26 protein-coding genes are annotated in these 24814 nt (G+C 40.1%); 7 read left to right on the forward strand and 19 right to left on the reverse strand.

Annotation, left to right across the window (positions count from 1 at the left end; all coding sequences use genetic code 11):
* Positions 1 to 74 precede the first annotated feature (74 nt).
* Together ACZZZC_RS21170 and ACZZZC_RS21175 are read left to right on the forward strand one after the other, a co-directional pair.
* On the forward strand, positions 75 to 893 hold the full coding sequence (locus tag ACZZZC_RS21170) for an SDR family NAD(P)-dependent oxidoreductase (protein WP_463488082.1): 819 nt from the start codon (positions 75 to 77) through the stop codon (positions 891 to 893).
* Between the two features lie 59 nt (positions 894 to 952).
* Positions 953 to 1849 (forward strand): helix-turn-helix domain-containing protein, encoded by an 897-nt coding sequence (locus ACZZZC_RS21175; RefSeq protein ID WP_463488083.1) that lies wholly within the window; start codon positions 953 to 955, stop codon positions 1847 to 1849.
* 750 nt (positions 1850 to 2599) lie between these two features.
* Here ACZZZC_RS21175 and ACZZZC_RS21180 read toward each other — a convergent pair.
* The 11 genes from ACZZZC_RS21180 to ACZZZC_RS21230 all read right to left on the reverse strand — a co-directional run bounded on the left by ACZZZC_RS21180 (position 2600) and on the right by ACZZZC_RS21230 (position 14904).
* A complete protein-coding gene (locus tag ACZZZC_RS21180) occupies positions 2600 to 3166 on the reverse strand; it encodes a TlpA disulfide reductase family protein (RefSeq protein WP_463483888.1) in 567 nt (188 codons plus the stop codon).
* 2 nt (positions 3167 to 3168) lie between these two features.
* Positions 3169 to 4341: a DUF4369 domain-containing protein gene (locus ACZZZC_RS21185; RefSeq protein WP_463483889.1), complete on the reverse strand. Its 1173-nt coding sequence runs from the start codon at positions 4339 to 4341 to the stop codon at positions 3169 to 3171.
* A 9-nt stretch (positions 4342 to 4350) separates the two neighbouring features.
* Positions 4351 to 5427, reverse strand: coding sequence for a RagB/SusD family nutrient uptake outer membrane protein (locus tag ACZZZC_RS21190; protein ID WP_463488084.1), 1077 nt, complete (start codon positions 5425 to 5427; stop codon positions 4351 to 4353).
* Positions 5418 to 5819 carry a hypothetical protein gene (locus tag ACZZZC_RS21195; RefSeq protein WP_463488085.1) on the reverse strand — a complete coding sequence of 134 codons (402 nt, stop codon included), beginning with the start codon at positions 5817 to 5819 and terminating at the stop codon, positions 5418 to 5420. Before ACZZZC_RS21195 ends, ACZZZC_RS21190 begins: the two co-directional genes overlap by 10 nt.
* 7 nt (positions 5820 to 5826) lie before the next feature.
* Entirely contained in the window at positions 5827 to 9456 is a 3630-nt protein-coding gene (locus tag ACZZZC_RS21200; RefSeq protein WP_463488086.1) for a SusC/RagA family TonB-linked outer membrane protein, read from the reverse strand.
* A gap of 109 nt (positions 9457 to 9565) precedes the next feature.
* Positions 9566 to 10696, reverse strand: a complete 1131-nt coding sequence (locus ACZZZC_RS21205; protein WP_463483892.1) for a FecR family protein — start codon at positions 10694 to 10696, stop codon at positions 9566 to 9568.
* Positions 10697 to 10763: 67 nt separating this feature from the next.
* Positions 10764 to 11345 (reverse strand): RNA polymerase sigma factor, encoded by a 582-nt coding sequence (locus ACZZZC_RS21210; protein ID WP_463488087.1) that lies wholly within the window; start codon positions 11343 to 11345, stop codon positions 10764 to 10766.
* A 114-nt stretch (positions 11346 to 11459) separates the two neighbouring features.
* Positions 11460 to 12251, reverse strand: a complete 792-nt coding sequence (locus ACZZZC_RS21215) for a hypothetical protein (RefSeq protein ID WP_463488088.1) — start codon at positions 12249 to 12251, stop codon at positions 11460 to 11462.
* A 508-nt stretch (positions 12252 to 12759) separates the two neighbouring features.
* Complete coding sequence (locus tag ACZZZC_RS21220) at positions 12760 to 13809, reverse strand: carboxymuconolactone decarboxylase family protein (RefSeq protein WP_463483895.1); 1050 nt, start codon at positions 13807 to 13809, stop codon at positions 12760 to 12762.
* The gene (locus ACZZZC_RS21225) at positions 13809 to 14237 is read right to left on the reverse strand and encodes a cupin domain-containing protein (RefSeq protein ID WP_463488089.1); all 429 of its coding nucleotides are present in this window, start codon (positions 14235 to 14237) and stop codon (positions 13809 to 13811) included. The genes ACZZZC_RS21220 and ACZZZC_RS21225 overlap by 1 nt, the downstream gene beginning before the upstream one ends.
* A 49-nt stretch (positions 14238 to 14286) precedes the next feature.
* Entirely contained in the window at positions 14287 to 14904 is a 618-nt protein-coding gene (locus ACZZZC_RS21230; RefSeq protein WP_463483897.1) for an acyltransferase, read from the reverse strand.
* Between the two features lie 87 nt (positions 14905 to 14991).
* Here ACZZZC_RS21230 and ACZZZC_RS21235 point away from each other — a divergent pair, with 87 nt between their 5' ends.
* Positions 14992 to 15834: a helix-turn-helix transcriptional regulator gene (locus ACZZZC_RS21235; protein ID WP_463483898.1), complete on the forward strand. Its 843-nt coding sequence runs from the start codon at positions 14992 to 14994 to the stop codon at positions 15832 to 15834.
* Positions 15835 to 15912: 78 nt separating this feature from the next.
* Here the strand turns inward: ACZZZC_RS21235 and ACZZZC_RS21240 are convergent, their stop codons facing one another.
* The 5 genes from ACZZZC_RS21240 to ACZZZC_RS21260 form a co-directional block, all read right to left on the reverse strand.
* Positions 15913 to 16668 carry a GDSL-type esterase/lipase family protein gene (locus tag ACZZZC_RS21240; protein WP_463483899.1) on the reverse strand — a complete coding sequence of 252 codons (756 nt, stop codon included), beginning with the start codon at positions 16666 to 16668 and terminating at the stop codon, positions 15913 to 15915.
* Positions 16669 to 17103: 435 nt separating this feature from the next.
* Entirely contained in the window at positions 17104 to 18411 is a 1308-nt protein-coding gene (locus tag ACZZZC_RS21245) for a sensor histidine kinase (RefSeq protein ID WP_463483900.1), read from the reverse strand.
* A gap of 1 nt (position 18412) precedes the next feature.
* Positions 18413 to 19087, reverse strand: a complete 675-nt coding sequence (locus ACZZZC_RS21250; protein ID WP_463483901.1) for a response regulator transcription factor — start codon at positions 19085 to 19087, stop codon at positions 18413 to 18415.
* A 5-nt stretch (positions 19088 to 19092) separates the two neighbouring features.
* Positions 19093 to 19908: a hypothetical protein gene (locus ACZZZC_RS21255; protein WP_463488246.1), complete on the reverse strand. Its 816-nt coding sequence runs from the start codon at positions 19906 to 19908 to the stop codon at positions 19093 to 19095.
* 46 nt (positions 19909 to 19954) lie between these two features.
* Entirely contained in the window at positions 19955 to 20239 is a 285-nt protein-coding gene (locus ACZZZC_RS21260; RefSeq protein ID WP_463483903.1) for a hypothetical protein, read from the reverse strand.
* A gap of 194 nt (positions 20240 to 20433) precedes the next feature.
* Between ACZZZC_RS21260 and ACZZZC_RS21265 the strand changes: the two genes are divergently transcribed.
* Both ACZZZC_RS21265 and ACZZZC_RS21270 read left to right on the forward strand, forming a co-directional pair.
* Positions 20434 to 21231, forward strand: coding sequence for a DUF4382 domain-containing protein (locus ACZZZC_RS21265; protein ID WP_463483904.1), 798 nt, complete (start codon positions 20434 to 20436; stop codon positions 21229 to 21231).
* Positions 21232 to 21261: 30 nt separating this feature from the next.
* A complete protein-coding gene (locus ACZZZC_RS21270) occupies positions 21262 to 21774 on the forward strand; it encodes a hypothetical protein (protein ID WP_463483905.1) in 513 nt (170 codons plus the stop codon).
* A gap of 51 nt (positions 21775 to 21825) precedes the next feature.
* On the opposite strand, the gene ACZZZC_RS21275 is transcribed toward ACZZZC_RS21270, so the two are convergent.
* The gene (locus ACZZZC_RS21275; protein ID WP_463488090.1) at positions 21826 to 21996 is read right to left on the reverse strand and encodes a quinol oxidase subunit 4; all 171 of its coding nucleotides are present in this window, start codon (positions 21994 to 21996) and stop codon (positions 21826 to 21828) included.
* A gap of 124 nt (positions 21997 to 22120) precedes the next feature.
* On the opposite strand from ACZZZC_RS21275, the gene ACZZZC_RS21280 reads away from it, so the two are divergent.
* Positions 22121 to 22276, forward strand: a complete 156-nt coding sequence (locus ACZZZC_RS21280; protein ID WP_463483906.1) for an SDR family oxidoreductase — start codon at positions 22121 to 22123, stop codon at positions 22274 to 22276.
* Positions 22277 to 22377: 101 nt separating this feature from the next.
* Here the strand turns inward: ACZZZC_RS21280 and ACZZZC_RS21285 are convergent, their stop codons facing one another.
* Together ACZZZC_RS21285 and ACZZZC_RS21290 are read right to left on the reverse strand one after the other, a co-directional pair.
* On the reverse strand, positions 22378 to 22926 hold the full coding sequence (locus ACZZZC_RS21285; RefSeq protein WP_463488247.1) for an FAD-binding domain-containing protein: 549 nt from the start codon (positions 22924 to 22926) through the stop codon (positions 22378 to 22380).
* Between the two features lie 3 nt (positions 22927 to 22929).
* Entirely contained in the window at positions 22930 to 23763 is an 834-nt protein-coding gene (locus ACZZZC_RS21290; RefSeq protein ID WP_463488091.1) for a deoxyribodipyrimidine photo-lyase, read from the reverse strand.
* Between the two features lie 184 nt (positions 23764 to 23947).
* Between ACZZZC_RS21290 and ACZZZC_RS21295 the strand changes: the two genes are divergently transcribed.
* On the forward strand, positions 23948 to 24760 hold the full coding sequence (locus tag ACZZZC_RS21295; RefSeq protein WP_463483908.1) for an MOSC domain-containing protein: 813 nt from the start codon (positions 23948 to 23950) through the stop codon (positions 24758 to 24760).
* Positions 24761 to 24814 lie beyond the last annotated feature (54 nt).

Raw genomic sequence — 24814 nt, forward strand, 5'->3', positions numbered from 1 at the left:
GCCTACTTTTGTATCACTATAGCACTGAATGATTGAACGAACTTTGTCATTATCAATCACTAAAATATAAAATAATGGCAAAGGCAATTTTTATAACAGGCGCATCCCGCGGATTTGGCAGGATCTGGACAGAAGCGTTCCTAAAACGCGGAGATAACGTAGTTGCAGCTGTCCGTAATCCCTATGCACTGGAAGACCTTACAAAGGAATTTCCATCAAATCTATTGGTCCTGGAACTTGATGTAACCGATAAAGAGATGAGCTTTGAATCGATCGAGACTGCAAAGAGACATTTTGGCCGAATTGATGTATTGATCAATAATGCAGGTTTTGGTCACATCGAGGCTATCGAAGAACTAAGCGAGCAGGATGTCAGATCACAATTTGAAACAAATGTAATGGGCTCCTTATGGACCATGCAAGCGGTCTTGCCGATCATGCGGGAGCAGAGATCAGGGCACATCATTCAGCTTTCCAGTGCGCTTGGCCTTAATACGGTATCCTTGATGGGCTTGTACAGTGCATCAAAGTTCGCAATAGAAGGCCTTACAGAAACACTGGCTGGCGAGGTGGGCGGTTTTGGAATTAAAGTTACCATACTGGAACCGGGAGGTTTCTCAACGGATTTCTTCGGCACCAATTCCCTTGCATCAAGCGAGCCAGCAGCGGCCTACGGAGAAATCAGGAAAGACTTTTATGAGCATGCCACAGAACAGGACTCGGGCAACCCAATGGCAACCGTTGGCGCAATCCTAAAACTGGTGGATACCGATAATCCCCCATTAAGGCTGTTATTGGGCAAAACAACATTACCTTGGGTAAAATATACTTACGAAGAGCGTTTAAAGACATGGGAATCATGGCAGGATGTTTCTATTGCAGCCCACGGCTAATAGAAGTTTAACTTTGCAGGATTTGGATTTACCGAATCCTGCTTTTATGAAAGCTAGATATGGATCATTTCAAAAAAATTAGCGAGCTGCACGAAGCGCTTGGTGTAAAACCTCCGGAACATCCACTTTTCAGCGTGGCATACGGTGAGCGGGAAGCTTGTGATGGCAACAGTATAATCGAATTTTCCCCGGAATTTTACGTTATAGGGTTTAAAAAGCTAAGAGCTGGTAGTATGCAGTATGGAAAAACAAAATATGACCACGACCGTGGCTCAATGTCTTTTGTAAGGCCCCGTCAGAAAGTTTCCTTTAAAAATGTCGAACTGGAAGAGAAAGGCTTTCTGATCATGATCCACGAAGACTTTTTGCCCGGAACCAGCCTTTACCACGAAATTAAAAAATACGGCTATTTCGATTATGAAGTGAATGAGGCCTTGCACCTTTCACCCGCAGAGGAAGACATCATCTGGAACCTCTACTTCAGCATAGAAAAAGAATACAATAACAATACCGACGAGCTGAGCAAGGCCATCATTATCAGCCACCTTGACGCCATGCTCAAATATGCGCAGCGTTTTTATAAAAGGCAATTTATAAATCGTTCACAACTATCAGGGTCAACACTTACAAAGTTCCATGAGCTGCTTACGGCTAATTTCCAGGAGCGGAAAACCAAGGAAACTGGCCTACCAACCGTTGCGCTAATGGCAGAAAAGCTGCATATATCTCCCCGCTACCTAACCGACCTGTTAAAGGAAGAAACAGGTAAAACGGCACTGGAACTGATCCATCTTTTCCTGATAGGGGAAGCGAAAAACCTATTGGCTGAAGGCGACTTGAATGTCTCGGAGATCTCGCATCTACTTGGTTTTGAGAACACCACTTATTTTTCTCGCCTGTTCAGGAAAGAAGTGGGTACTTCACCGAATCAATTCAAAGACCAATTTTTGAATTAAAAGCACTCAATATTATTTAAAACAATTTAAAATGTCAAACATTTGATAGGCGTTAAATGAGCCTTCGGCTGTAATTAATCTCTTTTTGCGAAAAAAGCTCAATTTTTAACCTGAAATGTTATAGATCAAAAAAATTGGTTAATGTTTTGCAACATGAAATTCATGGTAAACATAGCGCCATTGTTTTATTTCTGAGAACCATTGCGTTTAGTAACGATTGTTTTAATTAAGAGATGATTACGACAGATTTTTCCCTCAGTAGCGCTAGCGCAGAATATTTTGCTAACGCAATTTTCTGCTATCAAGCTGATTCTTATCGATGACCATTCAGTTTTATGCCAGTTATTTTCACCTCTACCTTACAGATAGATTTGCCAAACTCGCTTAATACTTCCGAAGCCTGCTCCCAAACGTCAAGGCACAGGTAACGACATTAACGCTGAATGTATTGGCGAAGAGAACTCCAAACGAATCCATATAGAATTACTTAAAAACTTAATGAGAAGAACCTGCGAAACATCACTAAATCAATCGCAGCAAACTGCTCCATCTCAACAGAAACGTGATTCGAATAAAATCATTAATTACCTTATCAATAGGAATTTGGCGCTACAGGGTCACACAGATTAGTTTTGCCAGACCTAAAGACCATCTCCATATATTTCACAGGAAACCTCAAACAGGAAAAAGCGTTTGCGGCAAACAACCGCAAACGCTTAAATTATAAGAAAATAGATAATTATCCAAAAATTATTTACCTTTTGAGATAGCCGTCTTGGCTTTGTCAATGGTAAACTCACCTTTAATCAGCATTTCGATAACAGCTTCATTGATCATATCTGGAGAAGTTTGCCAAAGCAATTTATTCCCCTTGATCACAAAGGTTTGAGGGATAGCGTTCACACCTGCTGGCTTGATCCAGTCCCGCTCAAATTCACTTCCCTTTCCGCCGCCAAAGGCCACATTGAAACTCATCATTTTATCATTTGCTTTTAAGAACTCTAATACTTTGGGCTTATCATCCTCCATCACGTCCTGTGCAACGAAAATTATACCCTGGTCTTTAAATTTCAACGCCATTTCATTAAGATGGGGCATTGCTGCAATACAGGGTTTACACCATGTTGCCCAGAGATCAACAATGTATATTTTAGCTGGGTCGAATTTATCAACGGCAGTTCCTTTAATCCACTCCACCTTCGGATAAACATTGATGGTATCTCCAACATCAAGGTATTCCCGTTTAGGAGTTTGCGCATACAAACTTATAATAGTAGTTGCCATAAACGCAATTGTCAATATTACTTTTTTTTTCATATCTATTTTATTAATTGGGTGAGTTCCTGCGCCAATCCCGTATCATTTAATTTGAGCTGGCTAGCCAGGATTTTTCCATTTGTGTCAATTAAAAGTGCACTAGGCATGGTGTAGTAAGTCAGTCCGTAGGCTTTTGCAGTTGGACTCACACTACCAGTATCGTTGACGCCACCAATATCATTAAGATTCAACCAGTCAAAATTCGATTTTTTGATTGTTTCCATCCAATAAGACTCTGGTCTGTCGGCATAGCTGTAATAAACAGTAACCATCATAGTGTTTTTATCTTTTAAGGCTCTGTTGATCCGTCCAAGGTTAAATGCAAAGGCGTCATAATTCATAAAATCCGGCGTAAAAAAGCAAAGAAATACATTTTTTCCTCTTAACGAAGACAGCGAAACTTCCTTACCTAAAGTATCCTTCAATTTGAAATCAGGTGCCACCTGTCCTGGAGCCAGTTTTTTTGCCAGATCAAATTTAGCCTGGATCTCCCTGCCGGCGAAGGTATTACGAACCGCTGGACTGAACTTGTTGAACTCTGGCTCAAAGCTGGAACGCAGAGTGCCCCGGTGTTTTGATCTCCAGATGTCAAGGGAGAGAAAGCTGTTAGGGTTTTCCTTGATGAAATTACTGTCAATTTTCCCTGTTTTGGCTAATTCTGCATTCATCAGCAGTCTGGCAGCATCCATTGCTTTAGTGTCACCTGTTTCCTTATAACCGGCTATCAATGTATTCAAGGAATCGACTCGGGCCTGTACTGGCTTATAAAGCTCAAACCTCCGTTGAAGATCTGCTTGTGTTTTTCCACCTTTAACCGATGCTGTTTTTACTCCTGCAGACCCTGTGATTAAAATTTCGCCGGCATCAATAAAGAAATCGCGGACATCAATACTTTTTACATTTTGCATAGTGGTCATGGCAGGAGGATCTACTGTGATCCTCGCATAGGCCGGATCTCCGATCACACCCTTAAAGGTGAATTTACCCATTTGCGATAAGGTAGAATCTTCTATGCTTACACCGTTGTTTTTATAGGATAACACGATCTTTTTACCATTAATCTCCGGCGAAAGCTGCCCTTTGATGGTGAATTTGTTCTGTGAAAAAGCAGCCACTGAAAACAGTAGTAAACTTAAGGTAATCGCTAAGCGGATATTGATTTTTAAAATATTCATGATCATTATTTAAGGGTTATTGGTAAAGCCTGGATTGGCATTCATTACGATTGGCGGGAGCCGAAGCGTAAGCCTGTCCGGAGGCAGATTAAAACTGGTAATATTGGTAGAAGTCTCGTCATTATAAATGATGTGCGAGAAAGTTTCCCCGGAGAAAATGGGATCGATAGAGCAGCGACGCATATCAAACCACCGGTATCCTTCCATGGCAAACTCTCTGGTACGCTCCTGGAAGATAAACATGATCAGTGACTCTTTACTGGAAGCAGCCTGAGCAGGAACCCCGGCAATATTTGCAGGCATACGGTTTCTACGCAGCAGCTCCAGATCAGCAACTGCGGCTGCAAGATTATTTAACCTCGCATTTGCTTCTGCCCTTAACAGGTATAATTCAGCCAACTGTAATCCAAACTTTGAATAATTAACTGAATATTTCGATAGCCTGCCTGAGGGGTTGGGTGTAGAATTCGGAAAAAAAGCGCCATAAAAATTCAGCCTCAAATCTCCCGAAGCAAACAGCGCCTGTGCCTTGGGAGAAAGCACAAGAAAGTCATTTCCAAACTCGTTTCCGCTGTAGGGCCCATTGTAAAATGTTTTCGCCAGCACCGATTCTGTTACGTCATCATAATTTATCCCAGGAGAATTATTTGGACCATTGTAGCCGATTGGATCAAACTTCCCTCCTGAAGCAAATTCCACATTGTAATTGTAAAGCTTAGCAGGCCTGGTCTGGGCCGCAGCATCAGTTAGAGCGGTGTTGAACATAGCCAGGGCTTCCGCGTTTCTGCCCATAAATAAATATACCTTGGCCAATATTCCTTCCGCCGCGGGCTTTGAAAAACGTTGGGCAAACTTGTTGTTCATGGGCACGGCACTAATCGCATCATTGAGATCTTGGATGATAAAGGCATAAACCTCGGCAACACTATTTCTGATGTGTCCACTCAAATTAATGTCGGCATCCCGGATAATAGGGAAACCCAAATCCTGCGATGCCGATGCAGTGTTATAAGGCTTAGCATAAATGTTAATGAGCTGGAAATATATCCACGCCCGGTTAGCCAGTGCTTCGGCTTTCAATGCCATCTTCTGCGAGGCGCTCCCCCCGTAGATTCATCGATCTCATTGATCACCTTATTTACCGCATACAGGTTACCTGTATAAACTTTGAAATCAAAGGTATTATCCTGAGCCCTGAATATATCTGCCTTATAATTGAATGCATTCTGGCTCATCGGTGAAGCTGATGAGAAGTAACTGCCTTCTGCAGCCACATCGTCTCCCATGAGCACCATTGATTGCCAGCCGCCGGCATAGGAGTAAAGATAGAGATCCGGAGCGTTCATGATCTTATCATAGTCGTCCGTTGTCTTGGCAACTAATAGTCCCTTGGGCACTACTTCAAGGAAGGATTTTTTACACCCTGCTACAAAAACCAACAGCAGCAGGAAAGATAAATATTGATATATTTTCATCATCTTAAGATTAAAAGGTAAGGTTTGCACCGAAACTGAAACTGTGCTTAAAGGCGGGCATATTTCGTCCACCCTGGTTAAAAGTCTGGTATTCCGGATCTATATCGAAGTCGTTAGCTTTCCAGATCATAAAGTTCCCAGTCTGTGCAAAAAACGATAAAGATTCCACATGCAGGCGGTTCAACAACTTTGGCCCCACTATGTAGTTCAGTGTAAGGTCCCGGAGTTTGATATAGGAAGCACTCACCACATTGATATCAGCGTAAGTGTAATAATCAATATTTCTCCGGCTTACATTCACGCCGGCACTGGCCACGTAAGATGGGATATTAGTCAGGAGTTCATCCCCCGGTTTTTTCCATCTGTCCAGAAATTCCGGGCTCAGGTTACCGCCGAAACTGCCGGTGCCATATTCAATCCTTCCATAAAAATAACGGTTAACATCCCGTCTCATCACGTTACCGAAATTATAGATCATGTTTGCGGTAAGCGAAAGATTTTTATATCTGAAGGTATTACTCAACCCACCGTTAAATTTCGGAATAGTGGTACCCATATAGATCAGATCTTCGGCCGTAGCAACCTCTGGATCCTTGGTAACGGTTCCGTTGGCCAAACGGATCTGTGGATCGCCAAGCGCATCGAGCCCTGCAAACTGATAGGCAAACAACGGCTGTAAACCGTAGCCAACCACATAATTACTATTTATCCTTCCATTGGTGGTTAGCTGAGTGGGCTGGGGAGTCGAATAATTCAGCAGGCGGTTTCTGTTCAAACTAAAGGTTAAGCCTGTTGTCCAACTAAAATCTTTAAGCTGCAAATTTCTCGAATTCAAGGTGACTTCCAAGCCGCGGTTGCTCATGTTACCCAGGTTACCCCGAATAATAGATGCGCCGTTGACCGGATTGAGATCTACCTGCCCAAGAATATCAGTGGTTTTCTTATTATACAAATCAATACTTCCGCTAATCGCGTTATGTAGCACACTAAAATCAACCCCAATATTAACCGTCGCCGTTTTTTCAAAAGTAAGCTGATTATTGGCCAGGCCCACCAGCGTATAATAGTCACCCGTTACATTGTTCCGGCCGATCTGGATCACATCCCTTGATGAACCTGCACCAATGAACGGCGAATTACCGGTAACGCCATACGTGGTACGAAGTGCCAGATTATTAATCCATGTACTCTGCTCCAGGAAGGTTTCCTTGCTAATCAGCCATTTCGTACCCACGCTAAAAGTCGGTTTACGTTGCTTTCCTTTTTCCGAACCAAAAAGATTGCTATAATCTCGCCTTACGCTGGCATCAAGCATATATTTTTCATTCAAGGTGTAATTGAACAGTCCGAAAAATGATTCATTCCGGTTAAGCTGTTCAAAAGTCTCAAATGGTTTTTCGTTGAAAGTACTTCTAAAGGACGATACTGCTCCAAAAATTCCCTGGCTCAAGGCCAGATAGTTAAGGCTGGCCGAAGTCAACAGATCCTGGTCATAACCCCTTGCAATGTTGGTTCTGTTGGTTGCCAGCTGCTCAAGTGCTTCGTGCCCGATCTGAACATTAAGCCGATCCTTTCCGTCCCTAAGCGCCATATTGTAAATCAGCTGGTTTCGTAGTGTATAATTTCGCTGATCAATATTCACCGTTTTATAAGTTCCTCCCGAGGTGGGCAAATAATATACAGGTACATCATTCGCAGTACGTGCAACCGTAAAACCCAGCAGCTCCCTTCGCAGGTCATAGGTTTTGCTATCGTTATAAAGCTGGCTCGCAGATGGCGCTTTCTGATAACTGTATGTACCATCAAAGCTCAGTCCTCTCCATAGTTTTAAATTCACATTACCGGTGAGGTTTACCGAGAGGGTATTCCCTTTTGTAAATCCCATATTAACTTCGTCCAAAGGCGAATAATCAAGATTGATCCGGCTTCTGGTTTGGTAATCTTTTCTTACCTCCGGCGAAAGCCCCTGAACATAATTCATTTGCAGGTTATTGCCTGCATTATCCTGAAAGAGCTGGTAGGGAACAAAATTGCTGCCGATAACTATGCTTCTGTCGCTACTGGTGATGGTATTGTTCAATGCAGTATTCAAGCTGATCCGAAGTCTGCTGATCGGCATAAAAGTCTGGCTGATATTTAAACGATATACGCCATTCTGATCTCCTGGATGGCTACTGGTGGTATTAGTGTAAGAACCAGAGGCATAGAAGTTGTAGGCAGATGATCCACCAGAGGCGGAAAGCGTATGGTTGGTGGTGAAAGCATTTCTAAATAACAAATCCCTGATCTGGTCGCTGTTATCGAGATTGCTCAAACTATCCAGACTGCGCTGCGCCTGAGCTGAACTGATCATGCCACGGTTCTGGTTGTATAGGATTTGCTCGTGTGGCGCAATCACCGAGGTGCCAATAGATGCATATGGAAAAGTAGCAGGATTGAACAGTTCCCTCGCCGTTTGTATATATTGCGAACTGTTCATCATTGGAATATAATCCAGATCTGGTTTACCGAAGAGAGAGATATTTCCCGAATAACTGATCTTTAAAGGCTTTCCTGCTGAGCCCTTCTTTGTCGTAATCACAATTACACCGTTTGAGGCCCTTACGCCCCATATGGATGCTGCGGAGGCATCTTTCAACACCGAAATATCCTGAACATCGTCAGGATTGATTACTGATAAGTCAGTTACAGGAACACCGTTTACAACGTAAAGCGGATCTCCATTCGCCTGAACAGTAGATTTGCCCCTGATGATACTTTGTTGCGTATTTCCACCACCAAACTGCCTGTTTCCCGTAAGTCCTTTCGGCCCGGCAATAACCGTTACTCCGGCAACGAGTCCATCCAGCCTGGAAACCAGATCTTGAGTGGCCACCCTGTTCTGATAAATCTGCATATCCGGTTTCCCGAAAGATCCCGTTGCCCGTTCACGTGAAAGGGTTTGGTAACCGGTTGAAACGATAGACACATCGTCCATCATGGTGGTTTGCTGGCTTAGCATCACCAGTTGCTCCGCTGCCGACCTGACAGTTAAGGTATCTGACTTATAGCCAATAAATGAAATAACAATTCGTGAATTTTGAGGCAACCTTGAAAAGGTAACCAGCCCATCGGCATCAGTATAGCCCAATGTTCCCGCATCTTTCGAGAACACGGTGGCATTAGGCAACGGGATTCCATTTTGATCCTGAACGCGAACCTTAAGCCCAAGAATAAATGCTTTGGTTTCTACCAGTATCTTGTTCACAACCACGATAATCTTATTCTCTATCGAATAATCAAGGGGCTGATTTTTGAAACATTCATCAAGAACTGTCTTCAGATCCGTATTTTTAAAGTTTACAGTGACCTTTCTTGATTTTGCCACCTGTTCCTTATTGATCACAAAATCAATTCCGGTCTGCTTTCTTACGTCCCTCAATATTTCGGTAAGTGAAGCTTCTTTTTTATTGAGAGTAATCTTCTGGCTTTGAGCAGAAGAAACTAAATTACTAATAACCAGCACAATAAAAAGGAAAAACGTCCTTCCGGTAGCTTTCTTAAAGCAAGTCTGTGCAACCTGCAATGCCTTATCGATAAATGGTAATCTACGGATACGATTGGTCGGATCGTATCCATTTACATGGTATTTTTTATACATTTGTTTGGTTTGTTTTTAGTTGATAATTGTATTCGAACATTATTGATCCTAACTACCGTATCGGGGGCGCCACTAACGCTCCCGTTTTTTTGTCAGGATGCATTATTAGTTAAGGCATAACGGTAACCCTCCTTCCTTCAAGCTTAAAATGAACACCCTGATTTAATGTTAGTGCCTTTAGAATTTCTGAAAGCTTCTTTTTTCTTGATATGGTACTGTAGAACACGGCATCATCTTTCTGAGAAGTATATTCTACATCAACATCATACCAGCGGGCGATCTGTCTCATCACCCCATGAAGGTCTTCGCCGTTGAACACGAAATCATCGTTTACCCATGCAGTCGCCTGCTCTGTATCTCCTGGAGAAAGTGTAAATCTGCTTGAATCAAAAGCTGACTGTTCACCAGGTTTCAATATCTTTGAAGAGTTTAACCCCGGGGCATAAACCTTCACCGAACCAGATAGAAGTGTAGTAGTAATCTGGTTTTCCTCCCCATATGCCTTAAGGTTGAAGTGCGTGCCCAATACCTTAAGTGACTGTCCTGCCGATTGAACGATAAATGGATGTGAGCTGTCGTGGAAAACCTCAAAATAGCCCTCTCCAACAAGCTTAACTATTCTTTCTGCGCTGCCCTTGAATGATAGCGGATAGCTTAGGGAAGAGGCAGCATTTAACCAGACAGTTGTGCCATCCGGTAGTGAGACTTTGAACTTTCCGCCATTTGGGGTTTTAATTGTGTTTTCTTGATCTGCAGCCCCGGCATTCTCCAGCGCAACATAAGTCAGTGTACCGTCTTTGCCTTTTGAAATATGAACGCCTGGTTGATTCAGGGCTCCCCGAAGGGTATCAAGATTTATCTTTTTGCCATCAGCTAAGATCAGGTAGGCCCTATTTCCCCCTGGCTGCACGTCATTTTTATAAACGCTATAAATTTTGTCGGTTCCTGTTTTTCTAAATGGAAGGAAGTAGAAGGCAGCAACAATGAATAAGAGGACAGCGGCCGCAGCAGCTATGCGTGGCCAGATGGACGACCTGCTAATTTTGGTTGGAACGGTAGCGATCTCGATTTTCGCCCACAATTCCTCCGATATCGCTTCCAGGTCATCAGCAGAATAAGAGGTTTCTGAGCCGGAGCGAAAGTTGTGAAGCCAGTAACGCACTGCCTGCTCTTCATCAGCAGTGCATTTTCCAGCACTGAATTTCTCTAACAGATCCTTTGCATCAAATTTTTCAATCATTTTTTTATCTTCTATACTAACAATACACTTAAAGCGGACCGATCGGGTAGATAGAATGAAAAAAAAATTACAGATGAAGAAAATACGCGGAAATTATTGCGGATCCGAGTTTATTCCTTAAGATTTTTAGGGCGTTTTTGATTTGTGTGGCTACAGTATGCTCCGAAAGATTTAATACAGCGGCAATTTCTTTATTACTCAGGTAGTTTTTCCTTCGAAGTTCAAAAATTTCACGCATTTTACCAGGCAAGTTTGAAATTTCATATCCAATTGCAGCCGAAATATCTTTTTCTCGTATTAAATAATCAGCTGATTCCTCGAAGCGCTCGTTTATGGTTGATTGTAATGAGGAGATATATTCCTGTGAAACATTCCGGTTTCTGAAAATATTCAATATTTTGTTCAATACTACCCGGTAGAGGTATGGACCTAAGGCCATTTCACTATTAAGGCCTTGCTTCGCATTCCATAAGGATACGAATACCTCCTGCACGATATCCTCCGCACTTTCCTGATCCTGGAGCTTTTTTACAGAGTAGAGAAAAAGCAGTGTCTGGTATCTATTGTAAATCTCTGCAAATGCTCCCCTATTACCCCGCTGAAGGAGCAGAACGAGTTGCTGGTCAGAAAATGATGGATAGTTTGACATTCGTGATAAGGCGAAAATACAAAATAATTGCCTTTAAATAAATTATCCGTCTGAGCTGAAGGAGGTTATTCTGCTTAAAGTCCTTTACCACATAAATATCTAATTTAAAATACTTTATTGGCTATGATTGTTTAATACCAATATAATATCGCCTAAAACCACCTTCTGCAGTAAATGTTTGAACAACTTGATCTCCTTTTCAAGAGAATCATCTCGATCAACTTTGTGCTGATCTAAAATATGAATGAGCCCTGCAGCATGCTTGCCATCAATAAAATGAGGGCTTATTATTGTTTCATCACCGAAATTTAGTTTCTCTAGAATTGGCAAATGAAATTGGCTTTCTGGATCATTATCATAAAGATATTGATTATAAAGCAGTTCATGCTGATTCTTAAAAACGATATCTATAAGCTCGCTAGAAAATGAATAATCTGGAGAAATAAGCCAGTCGTTTGGAAAAGTCTCACTACTACTTAACAAGAGGCAGTAGTGATCAACTTGAAAGAGTTTGTCCTTATCAATCTGACCGTTCTTTACTGCCTTCTCTGCAGCCACTAAACTTCCAAGAAGGCTTGATTTTCTTGCCTTGGCCTGTTCTACATAACTACTTAAGGGAACAAACCCAGTCCCCTTGTAAAATGTGTAATATTCTCCAAGTGTATCAGGTTCATGCTCAATAGCACGTTGTTTTAATAGTGATAAAATCTTGGCGAGGGAATCCTTTACCGTTGAAGTTGGCCAAATAAACTTATCGAAATGAAATTTATTGTATGCATGAAATGAAATTTCGTAATTGATATTTTTTACTGTTTGGGCTGTTGTTGTTGATTTTCCTTTTTTATCATTACTAAATGAAAATAATGCTGCCATTGACAGTATAGAAATCTGTAAAATCCTTTTCATATCATCAGGTATTTTAATTCTGTCAATCATTTCATTAGGTAAAGGTTGCGGTTTTGAGTCCAGTCTTGCATATCAACGAGAATGGATTTTTAATATACCGACACTTATCCAACGTATGTAGGTTTCCTACTGCACGCCTATTGCATCCCTAAGGCAGGATGAAGGCATGATAAAGGCATTTTAAGGCATCCAATAAAAATTGATTCATTCAACCGAAAGACACTCTAGGCAAGAGATCCCATTTGGTTTCCTAAATTTTGTGCTTCTTAACAAAGGTTTATCTTCTATTAGCCTAAGCTAACTAGAATTCGGGTGAGTACCAAAAGTTAAAATAGTTCCTTCTTCGAAGTGGCAATTAAAAGGGAGCATATATTAACCAAAAACAGCGAAATCTGTTTCTGCAATAGATTTAAGGAAAACCACGGTCCAAATGCTATTATTCAAAAAACACTAAAGTTGCCAGGGTATGGTTCATTTTCTTATTGTCATCTCAAATAATAGTTCAGGCTTATTTCAACTTTTTAAATATTGCCTTCATGGTTTCCTGATCCAGGCTTTCCATATCAATCAATTTTAATGCTCTCACCATTTTTAACGTTGAATTTTTGTACTCTTTAAAATGAGGGGTAAGCAAATGCTGTTCGTAGGCAGCTTTGTCGGCATAAATTTCGATAATCCTCACTTGTGTGGGTTGCTCCCTTTGTAACATTGGGAAAATGGCGATCACTCCAGGTTCTTTCGCTACCGATGCCGCCGCTTCTTCCTTTAAAATTGTTTTATAGGCCTCCAGATTTTCTGGAAATATTTCGATTTCGGAAATACGAACCATCATATCGGGCTTGATCACTGCAAGTGTTGGTCGATCTATATTCTTGAGCAAAGTGTTCGCCTGCGTAGTACTTACCAACTGCCGAACCACAGCACTCAGTTCTTCCAGCTCGGCAACTGTAATTCCTGCGTTTCTGCCCATTTTGATATGAGATTGTAGTTGGCTTTCTACGCCCTCGATAGAAGCCAGTGCGCTAATGGTAACCAGTTCCCGCTGGCGAAAATCCAACACCTTACTGGCAAAAATATCGGCAAACAAATGCTCTTTCAAAAAAGCATCGATACGAGGCGCAAATTCGCCAAAACCAGGTGCAGGCTTTGCTTGCGGTGTTTGAGTGAGTTGTTCTAAAACCTTTCTGCCCTGTTCGTACTTATCCTTTACCGTATTCTGGATAATTTTTTCTCCTTCAACATCGTTGATTTTGTTCGCTTTGCGATCAGTTAATACGGCAGAAAACGTATTGATAGCATTTAAACTTCGTGGAAAACCACAGTAAGCATACAATTGCGTGAGGGTTTCTTTGATTTCATTAACCGTCAATCCATTGTTCAAACCCTCAACGAGTTGAATTTTAAGCAAGTCTAGCTTACCTGTTGCCGTTGTAGCAGAAATACCAGCGAGGCTTTTTTCCTGTTTAGTTAATTTGGCCATTTCTTGTGCTTTCGTTTTGGGAATCATGATATTGGAGAGCAAAAGGAGCAATCCAACTTTCCAGCTGATGACTTTCATTATTTTAAAATTTGATTGTTAGCAATCTGATAATCTTTATCACTAACAGCCTCCAGCCATTTATTTTCATTGGAAGCCGGGCTACCATTGGTGGCAAGGTGAGAAAACCAGCTGTTGGCTGTGGCGCCATGCCAATGTTCAACATTTGGCCCGATTTCAACAATATCACCCGCCTTTAAATGCCTGGCCGGTTTCCCCCGCTCCTGATACAAGCCTTCGCCGCCGATTACGATGAGCAACTGCCCGCCGGTATGGCTGTGCCAGTTATTTCTACATCCAGGTTCGAAAGTTACATTTGCCAATGGAACCTTAAGATCTTTATTGCTGGTTAATGGAGCGAGATAAGATTTACCCGTAAAATACTGGGCAAAGCCCGTATTTTCTTCTCCCGTTGGGAAATCGCTGATTTTTGGAATATCTCTTTTCATGTTGTTTTCTGTTTTCTCATGTTTTACTTGTGCCTGTAGCTGGAGCGTACTAAAGCAGGCTATCAAGCTTAGGATGATCAATTTTTTCATTATCTACTACATTAATCTGTTTAATAAACTTTGCCGGCACCCCGCCAACAACGGTATTGTCATCAACGTTTTTTGATACTACTGCACCAGCAGCAACCACAGCATTTTCGCCAACAGTTACTCCCGGCAAAATGATGGCATTAGCACCTATCCAGGCATTTCTTTTAATGTGGATTTTGCCTGGCACCAGTGAATCTCTTTCAGCAGCAGTCAGTGGATGTCCTTCAGAAAGCAAACTTACTTTCGGGCCTATGAGTACATGATCTTCAATGGTGATTCCACCTAAAGTCAGGAAAGTGCAGTCGAAATTGATGAAAACGTTTTTTCCAATACTTAAATTTTCTCCGTTGTTGATGTACAATGGCGGAAACACAGCTACCGTTTCATCTATCTTTTTACCGGTAATTTTAGCCAAAAAATCATTAATTAAAAGCGGATCGGCGCTGCTATTCATTTGCTGTAATAAGCCAATAGTTGCGTAAGATGATTTTCTAAGTTCGTCGCGACCGGGATGGAATGAAGTGATTGTTTCGCCATTTCTTAAATCATCAAATACCGAGTGATCTTTCTTTTTCATCTTTTGTATTCATCAAATTTCCGACCATTTTAGTTCTGATTTATGCCACTAATGGCGCCTTAAATGTCAAATATTACTTAATTTAGAATGCAAATTATAAAAATGACACAAACGCCTGCCCCAAGAGTTGTATCCTTATCACTTCGCCACATGGATGATGCGACTCAAAAACTTTTAAAAAAGTATCACGTGCACTTGTATTGCCATAGTGGGAAACTAAATTTTATTTTCAACGATCAGCAAATGAGCTGTGCAGCTGGCCAGTTTCTCTTTTGGTTTGCAGAATCCAGACGGGAAATAGCTCAAGTATCAAAAGGTTTTAAGGCAACGGTTTTACTCGTGGAGAAAGATTTTCTGATCGATAACGTTCCCGATCAGGGATGGAGCATCAATGCACAACTCCACTCCAGGGTACACCCTGTTAAAGATATTCACACTAAAGCCGAGAAGGATAAAATATTAAACAACTTTACCTGGCTCCTGCTGCGTTTCCAGGAAACCGATCACCGCTTTTACGAGGAAGCACTCAAATTACAAATGCGTCTGTTTATATTGGAGATGTGGCATAGCTTTGCAAACGAATATGAGCGGCGGCGGCATAGTTTGCAAACAGGAACGCTCTACGAACAGTTTATCCAGTTACTGCAACAGCATTGCCTCACCCAAAGAGAGGTACAATTTTATGGCAATGAATTAAACATTACGCCAAAATACTTAAACCACCTTTGCAAAATCCATTCAGATCGCACCGCTTCAGACTGGATACAAAGCCATGCCAGAGAAAGAATCATTTTACTCTTGCAAAATAGACACTTAAATATATCGGAGATTGCGGAGGAGATGCGTTTCAGCAGCACATCTTTCTTTACACGGTACGTTAAAAAATTATTAGGACAAACGCCCACTGACTTTAGGACAAGATTAGCCTGATTTAAAAAAAATCTTTCGTTGACCTTAACTCAACGGCCTACATCAAGGCTGTTCATGAAAAGAACAATGGAGTGATCACTAAAGCTGTTCTAGCAGTGGTTTTTCAAAGGCTACCCATTTCTGATATCCCTTATCATTTAAATGCACCCCATCTTTTGTAAGCTCTTTGTCTAACTCGCCGTTGCGATCTAAAAATACAGAATAGAGATCAACAAGCTGATAAAATCCCTTGGTTGCATTTTGCTTAATGTGACTGTTTAGAATAAGAATGTCCTGCTTAAGAAAGGCTCTTCTGCTTGGCATCAGCGTTCGAACAAAGATTTTGGTAAGGGGCGATTTGCGGTGAATCTGCTTTGTGATTTTTAATATATTTTTCGCTACAAAAACCGGAGAGGGAACGGTGTTGGTATATTTTAAAGCAGGATTATCTTCCAATTGGTGGATATTAAACAAATCATTAATCCCAATGAGGATAAAAACAGCCTTTGGCTTGAAATAAGTTATCTCACCCAAACGTCGCAACACACCATCTGAGAGATCGCCTGCAATACCCCGATTTCGAATATGGTTGATACCAAATTTGCTGCTCCAATCACCACCGCCTTCTGTAATGCTGTTGCCAACGAAAACAATTTCTCCAAATTCAAGCGGCTGCTCCATAAACTCTTTAATCCTTTTTGGAAAATGCTTTTGAGTCCACGTGTTGTGATAAGGAGATACGTTAGTTTGCTCGGGATACAATTTCTTAAATTTCTCTGTCGATAGATTTGAGGTCTGTCCGAAGCCTTTAAAACTAATGATACCAAGAACGAGTGCAAATAGAATTTTGTTCATTTTGTATTAAATTTGACTAAAAGGAATACCTGTTTTTTAACCTTGCAACTGCTTTCAAAATGGGCTTATCTAAATTTTGTACGAAACAATTTTAAACAAAAAAACCAGTACGTGTTCTAAAATAGGAAATCCAAATCTATTTTAATAACCTTTAACCTAGCCGTCGGCTAAATCTAGCAAACCAACCCAGTTACCCTAGAACAAAGAAAAGCAGTATTAAACAACCTCTCAACTCTAGGTCAGATCAGTGCCAGATTGCTTCCTTTTTTATTAGGGACATCAAAATCTTTGAAACTAATTTTGCTTTGAATCCTAGTATTCAAGTCTCCACGCTATGAATTGCTTGCCATCGATCGCCTTACCTTGGTACGCCCACCTTTATTAAGGGCTGAAAAATAAGCCTTATTCCACCTCATACCTTCACTGAGATATGAATTATAAAAAATTCACTTTAAAGCTTGCCCCTTGGCCGTATTTCGAGTCTACTTCAACCTTTAAATTAAGGTAAATTGCTATGCTTTTTACAATGGCCAGGCCTAATCCATAACCCGTATTTTCAGCCTGACCGGTTTTTTTGAAACGATCAAATACATGCGGTAGATCTTCTGCTTTAATGCCTTGTCCGTTATCGCTAACATAAATGGAATAAGAACCTTTCTCAAAGTGATCAGCAATCTGGATACTTCCATTTTCTTTGTTGAACTTAATGGCATTGTTAATTAAGTTATAAAAGAGCTGAAACAAGAGATCGTGATTAATATGGCTTAAACGTTTATTATGGCTGAGGTTGATATCGATCTGAATGTTCTTTTCTTCGAGCCTATGGCCTATTTCTTCTACTATCTCATTAAAGAGTGTTTTCGGTTCTATCTCATCCTGTTTGGAGAACTGCTCGTTTTCTATTCGGGAAATAAGCAGAAGGGAACGCGATATTTTTTTTAAGCGCTCCAGGGTTTTCATCATATCCACAATATGTTCCTGTACCGCTTCCGATGCCGATTCTTCGGTAAGCAGGTTTTCCATTTTATTTTGCAATATACTAATGGGCGTCATAAACTCATGCGAGGCGTTGGCCGTAAATTCCCGCTCCTTTTCAAAAGCCTCGTTAATTTGATCCATTAACGAAATGAGCGAATGATCGAGGTATTTAAAATCGGCTGTACTGGTATTAATATAGCCATGTTTTTTTTTAAACGGAAACCGGCTATTGGTTAGCCTTAATTTGATAATTTGACCAAGTGGTTTGATTAACTGGCGGGTAAAAATCAAATCTATAATAATGCTTAAGGCAATAAGAATAATGAGTACGTATAAAGCAAAGCGTTGTAGCGCATCGTTATAGAGATTTATACTGGCAGTTGTTTTACCGATTTCTAAGAGATAGTTTTTTTGACTTTTTTGAAAAGTAAAACTCAGTACCCGATACGCGATGGTATCTTGTTCTACAATCCGCTTAGTATCGCGTATGGTCTCTAAATTTAGGGTTTTTGCTACCGTTTCGAGTGCAATATACTCATCTTTCAGCATGGTGTAGCTCCCATAACTGTTATCCCCTTCAAGGTAATAATCTATTCCCTTTTTATTAATGTTTTGAAGTACTTTTTTCTGCTGGTTTCTAAGCGAAAAATTAATGTAGTTAGAAGCAATCTGTTCAATTAAAAAAGGGAGCAACAGGATAAACAGACCTACAATGGCAAGTTTCGATCCGGTAATAAATAAAGTAAGTTTAGTAGATAGTTTCAAATTACTTTTTAATTCTGTAACCAACGCCTCTAACGGTTTCTAGCCATTCGGTGGGGGCATAGCTATTTAATTTCTTCCTGATATTTTTAATGTGCGCATCAATATAGTTCGAGTCGTAATCATCATCAACAAAGTTGCCCCAAATATGTTCGCTTAATTGCATCCGGGTAAGCACCCTGTTTTTATGGAGTAGAAGATAACTTAAAAGATCAAATTCTTTGCGGGAAAGTTCAATCTGCTCCTCTTCAAAAAACACGAAGCGTTTTTGCAAATCGATGCTAAAGTTTCCAAGTGAGATTAACTCTTCGGCCACTTTAAATTTTCGCCTGGCAATGGCCTGCATCCGCGATTGAAGTTCAGGTAAAAAGAAAGGTTTAGCTAAATAATCGTCTGCACCCATGTCTAATCCCGCCACCCGATCTTCCAATTTACCTCTTGCCGTAAGAATAATATACGCCGCATCTGGATTGCTTTTCTTCGCCTTGCTAAGCAATTCAAACCCATCGCCATCTGGTAAACCTAAATCAATTAATACATAATCATATTGGTTTGCCTCTAGCTTATTAAAACCCTGTTTAAAACTATGAGCCAGATCACACAAGAAAAAAGCTTTTTTAAGAAACTTTTCCATTTCAAAGGCAAGCGTTTTTTCATCTTCTATGATTAAGACCTTCATCTGGGTTAAAATTGGTAGTATACTGCTAAGCCAAAAAAAGATTGTTGGTGTTTTACACTTTCTTCTTTTCTGTTTCCAAGTATCGAGAATTGATAGCTGGCTTCGGCAAGGAAGTTTCCATTGCTCCAGTTTAAAGGTAGCTTAAAATTATAAGACAACAGTTTAAACTGATTTAACGTATTTTCAACCACCTCAGTGGTGCTGCCGTTAACGATCCCAGGAGCTGTTTCACTTTTTCCCTTACCATTCCCGTTCGAGTTCTGTCTTTTGTTTTTTTCGATAATATAGGTTTCGTAGAAGCGGGTAGTGCCTGCTGCAATCTCTACAACCGGTGTAATTGAAATAAGATTATTTTCGTTGAATACCGTTCCCAATTCAATTTCTTTTGAATTACCAAAACTAATAAATCCATCCGTCTGCTTTCCGAAGGCCAAATCAAGACTAAGATCTGTTTTAAACCAGGGCCATTGATAAGCGGCCGATGCATTTATGTTATTGTTATTGGATGCCTGGAGTAAAGGTGAATTAGAAGGGAAAAAAGAATGGGTATAGGCTAGTCCGGCAGTAAATTTTTCATTAAAGTCATAATCGTAACCTATTCCTAAATCTGTTTCGGATATAGTAGCGCCATAATTCAAGAGTTTATAACCACCGCCCGAAAAATACAAACCATTGGGAAATCGTAAGGTGGCATTAAAGAGCAAATAGGGATATTTTTCAGGAGTAACCTGTCCATAATAGTTAATGTTACTATTATATATCGCAGCAACAGTAAGGGTAGCTTTTGTCGAATCTTGCTGCGCCTTTACGTTCGATATCACCAAAAATGAAAAAAAGATTAAGAGACGGATGTGCATACGTTATCCTTTACGGCCTTTTAATTTTGGGTTTAATAATCTTAATGGGTTTTACTTTTACTTTAGGTTTTACTGCCATGGGTTTTAACTGTTTTTTGGCTTTTGGCACTTCTTTAATTTGAAGTGGCTCAGGCTTTTGGTTTCCAGGCTGTTTGTCTTTTTTTTCTTTATCCTGTTTTTTCATCAGCTCCTCCTGCTGATTTGAAACAGTTGAAGCGGTAGTATCTTGTTGCACAGCAAAAACACCCGATAACGGGACTATTCCCAGGCAATAAATAAAGACGAATCGAATCATTTTATAAATATAAAAAAAGTTTACCCCCTAAGAGGTAAACCTACCTAAAAACCACCCATACATGGTGCGCTCACATTTCAAAAGTAGATTGCCAAAATGAAAATAAAATGAAAAAAATAAATTTTAAATTTCATGTTGGTTTCATCTTCGGTCCTCAACTTTGAAGTGTAAAACTTTAAATAAAATCTACAGTTATGAAAACAAATTTTGTAAATACCATGCTAGCCGTCTTCGTTGTTATTGGGATGACTGTCTTTTATGGATGTAAGAAAAATGAATCGAGCCAGGGAACAACAAAAGTTCAAATTAAAATGACCGATGCCCCGGGTAACTTCGATAAAATTAATTTAAGCGTAAAAGAGATTGTACTGGTATCGGGTGATAAACCTTATGTATTTGCAGCAACTACCGGTATTTTCGATATTCTGGATTTTAGGATTGGAACCAGTAACCCTGATATTTTAGTCGCTTCAGGTGAAATGCCTTCTGGTGAAATTACCGAAATCAGATTGGTACTTAACGAAACCGGAAATACAATTGTAGTAAACGGGGTTCAGCAGGAACTTAAAACGCCAAGTGCACAAACGTCTGGCTGGAAGGTGAAATTAACGGCTAATCCTGAACTGGTTGAGGGCGCTGCTTATACACTTTTATTAGATTTTGATGCCGCGAAATCTATTGTAAGCACTGGAAATGGCAAATATTTATTAAAACCAGTAGTACGTGGAATTGCAGCAGCAACTACCGGATTAATTTCGGGAACTGTTTTGCCTTTAGCAAGCCATCCTGAAGTATTGGTAATTGCAGGTACAGATACAGTGGGTACCCTTGCAGATCCGTTAACGGGTAAGTTTACAGTTGGTGGTTTATCCTCTGGTACCTATTCCGTTAAATTTGTACCTGTTGTTGGGTATAGAGATAGCACTATTACTGCTGTAAAAGTAGCTTTAGGACAAAATACATCCTTAGGTACGGTAACTTTAAAACAGTAAAATAAACTGTTCACATCCAAATTTTAAACGATGAAAAAGTTATTTCTTTTCTTTTTGCTGTTGGTAAGCAGCGGCCTTACTTTTAAATCTCAGGCACAGGTAAGTGTAAACGTAAATATTGGAGCGCAACCTGCGTGGGGCCCAACCGGGTATGATTATGTAGATTATTACTATCTGCCAGATATAGAGAGCTATTATTATGTACCTAAAAAACAGTTTATTTATTTAGGCAGTGGGGGCTGGGTTTTTACCACAGCGCTTCCACCGAGATATAGCAGCTATAATTTATATAATGGTTATAAGGTTGTAATTAACTCCGCTCAGCCTTACCGTTATTTTGAAACCCATAAAGTAAAATACGCTAAATTTAAGGGCAACCATGGCCAATCGGCGATAGGGAAAAGCAAAGGCCAGAAATATGCATCGGCCAAGGGGAATGCCAAAGTGTATAAAGGCGATAAAGCGAAACCGTCAAAAGCAGCCCATTTTAATAAAGGAAATGGCAAAGGTCATGGCCAGGGTAATGGCAAAGGAAAACACTAGTTATTTTTATAATAAAAGAAAGAAACCCTCCGAATTGGAGGGTTTTCTTTTTTAATTTCTTTTTTGTTGCCCTGGAGCAAAAGGCCTCGCCGATTTTGAACCGGTGCCCTTTTTGGCTTGACCCGGCGGAATTTTGCCGCTATTGCCAGCTGTTATGGTACTATAACAAGCACTGGTAAGAAGCATTGCCGATAACGCCACAATAAAATATATCTGTCTCATAGTGATAAACAAGCGATAATTATGCCAATTAAATTCTTTCCTGCCAGTGTGAATTATTTAAAATGGCTGAATTAACCTTTTTTCTCCAGATGGGCAGTTTGTTACTGCTGAACACCTTGAGGCCATGAAAACACAATTCGCAGAGAAAATGCCGATAGGCCGAATTGGACAATCATCAGACATTGGCAAAACAGCAGTTTTCCTAGCTTCTGATGATTCTTCTTTCGTACTGGGTGCAGAAATCATAGTTGATGGTGGCATGACTTATTTAGCCAAGTAACTACCTATCGATTGGCATGGGACCAGACTCGTGCCAATCGCTAAATATCGAACAGTTATTTGATTTTTTTATTCGCTATAATCAAGGTTTGTTACTCAAACTTACAGTTTTTCGATCAAGCCAATTGCCCTATCCCACTTTTTGTAAACCGCAATTGGCTTTATATATTCTGGAATTTCAAATTGCCAAGGGATTAAAACTTCAATATCATTTTTGTCCGAAAGTTCGGGAATCCATTTGCGTATAAAATCCTGTGCCTTGTATTTGTTTGATTGGTGCACGGGGTTAGTGTACCAGATTTCGAAGGCCTGCATATGCCAGTTCATCCAATTGGAGCTGACATCATAATCGATTAATTTCGATTCGAAATAGGCTGCCCCCCAGGTCCAGTTGATTTTTAAATCGTGTACAAAGTAACTGGCACAATTTACCCGTCCACGATTACTCATATATCCGGTTTCGTTTAATTGCCGCATATGCGCATCAATAAACGGAATTCCCGTTTCACCATCGCACCATTTCTTAAACTTCAATGGGTCGTTTTCCCACTCTAATTTTTTCTTCTTATAACCTTCTGTTCTGTAAATTTTGCTACCGAAGCGCATGGCTTTGAAAGTAAAATAGTCTCTCCATACCAGCTCAAAAACCAGCCACTAGGTACTTTGATTTTTTTTGATTTTCGATTCGTAATCTTTAACTTTTTTATAAATTTCTCGGGCAGAAATACAGCCTAATGCCAAATAAGGAGAAAACTTCGAACTGTAATCTAACCCGTCCGATTTATTTCTACTCCAGCGGTAATCCGTTAAAAGTTGGGATTGGAAGGTATAATATTCCAACCTTTTTAAAGCTGCCGTTTCACCACCCTCAACAAAAGGCTTTGCACCGTCATATTCCTTTTTAGTAAATCCGAAGGTTTTATAAGAAGGAAATTTGTGACTTACAATTTTTTTGATTGATTTCAATTTGTCAGGTGTGCCGAGGGTTGCCCGTGGATCAGCTTTTTTCCCCGCGGGAATTCGGTAGGCTTTACTAGTGAGTGGAATCTTGGCTATCGTAAAGGGAATATCATCTATATGATAAAGCGTTTTCCCCCAATAAAAATGAAATTTAACCTTTGGTAAAGCTTCAGTGACGCGATTAACCAGCTTCAATTCATAATCAGCATATTCTTTTTCCGAATAAATAGCTGTTATGCCATACTCTTCTACCAGTATGGGCAAAGTTTCTAGTGCAGACACCGATCCGATGACTAAGTTACCACCTTTTGATTCAAGATTTTTTTCCAAATCCAAAACAGATTGTTCCAAAAATTTGAATCTCACTATGTCTATTCTTCGAAATCCAAGTTCCAGCTTCTCAAAATCGCACTTTTCAAAACAATAGCAAAACATTAATTCGTCGCATTCTTCTGCTGCCTTTGTTAAGGCTTCGTTATCATGCAATCTTAAATCATTTTTAAACCAAACCAAGCCGCGTTTTGCCATTAAGAATATATCAAGATGAAGCTATAACAACAGTACAGCTTAGCTAAAGTTTTAGACCGCAATTTTGCTTCATAATCTTACACGGCTTGATATTTATCAAAGTGAACTTATTATTAATACCAATCAGCAGGGCTTATTATCTATCCTACTCTGCAAAAGGTTTTTTGTTTTCTATCTTTATGGGATGAATGACTTATACATTTCTGGTATCTATATCTACCCAATCAAGTCTCTTGGTGGCGTTAGTTTAAAGGAGGCTATTATGGAAGATCGTGGCTTGAAATACGATAGAAGGTGGATGCTCGTTGATGATGAAGGAACTTTTATTACACAACGGAAGCACCATCAATTGGCCTTACTTAAAGTAGAAATTCAGAATGAAAACATTATTGTTTCTCACAAAAATGATCCTGGTATAAAGATTTCGTTTCCCATAGCCGAGGTTAGTGCTACAGAAATTGTGGTTAGCATTTGGGATGATGTTTCTGTTGGTGTGGAAGTGAGTAAAAACGTGAGCAAATGGTTTTCTGATTTAATGGAAACGGAAGTCAGACTTGTAAAAATGCCTTTAACAGCAAAAAGAAAAGTCGATCCAAAATATGCTACCCAGGGTGAAATCGTGAGTTTTGCAGATGGTTATCCATGCCTGATTATCGGGCAATCATCATTGGATAATCTTAATCAAAAGCTTGAAGACCAACTCGATATGAATCGATTTCGCCCTAACTTTGTTTTTACCGGTGGTGAGGCGCATATGGAAGACCGCATTAAAACATTCGCATTAAATGGAATTGAATTCCAATGCGTTAAACCTTGTGCCCGATGTGTCTTAATTACAGTTGATCAAGAAACAGGAATGAAAGGAGGCGAGCCCTTAAAGACTTTAGCTAGCTACCGTAAAGAAGGTAATAAGATTATGTTCGGTCAAAATCTTATCCACAAAGGAGAAGGTAAAATCAACCAGGGAGACCAAATGATAGTTAGCAATTGGAAATAATTTACTCCTCATTTGCTGTTTCAAGAAAATAATGCACTTACCAAAAATGCTTAT

The organism is Pedobacter sp. AC212 (genome assembly GCF_979258625.1).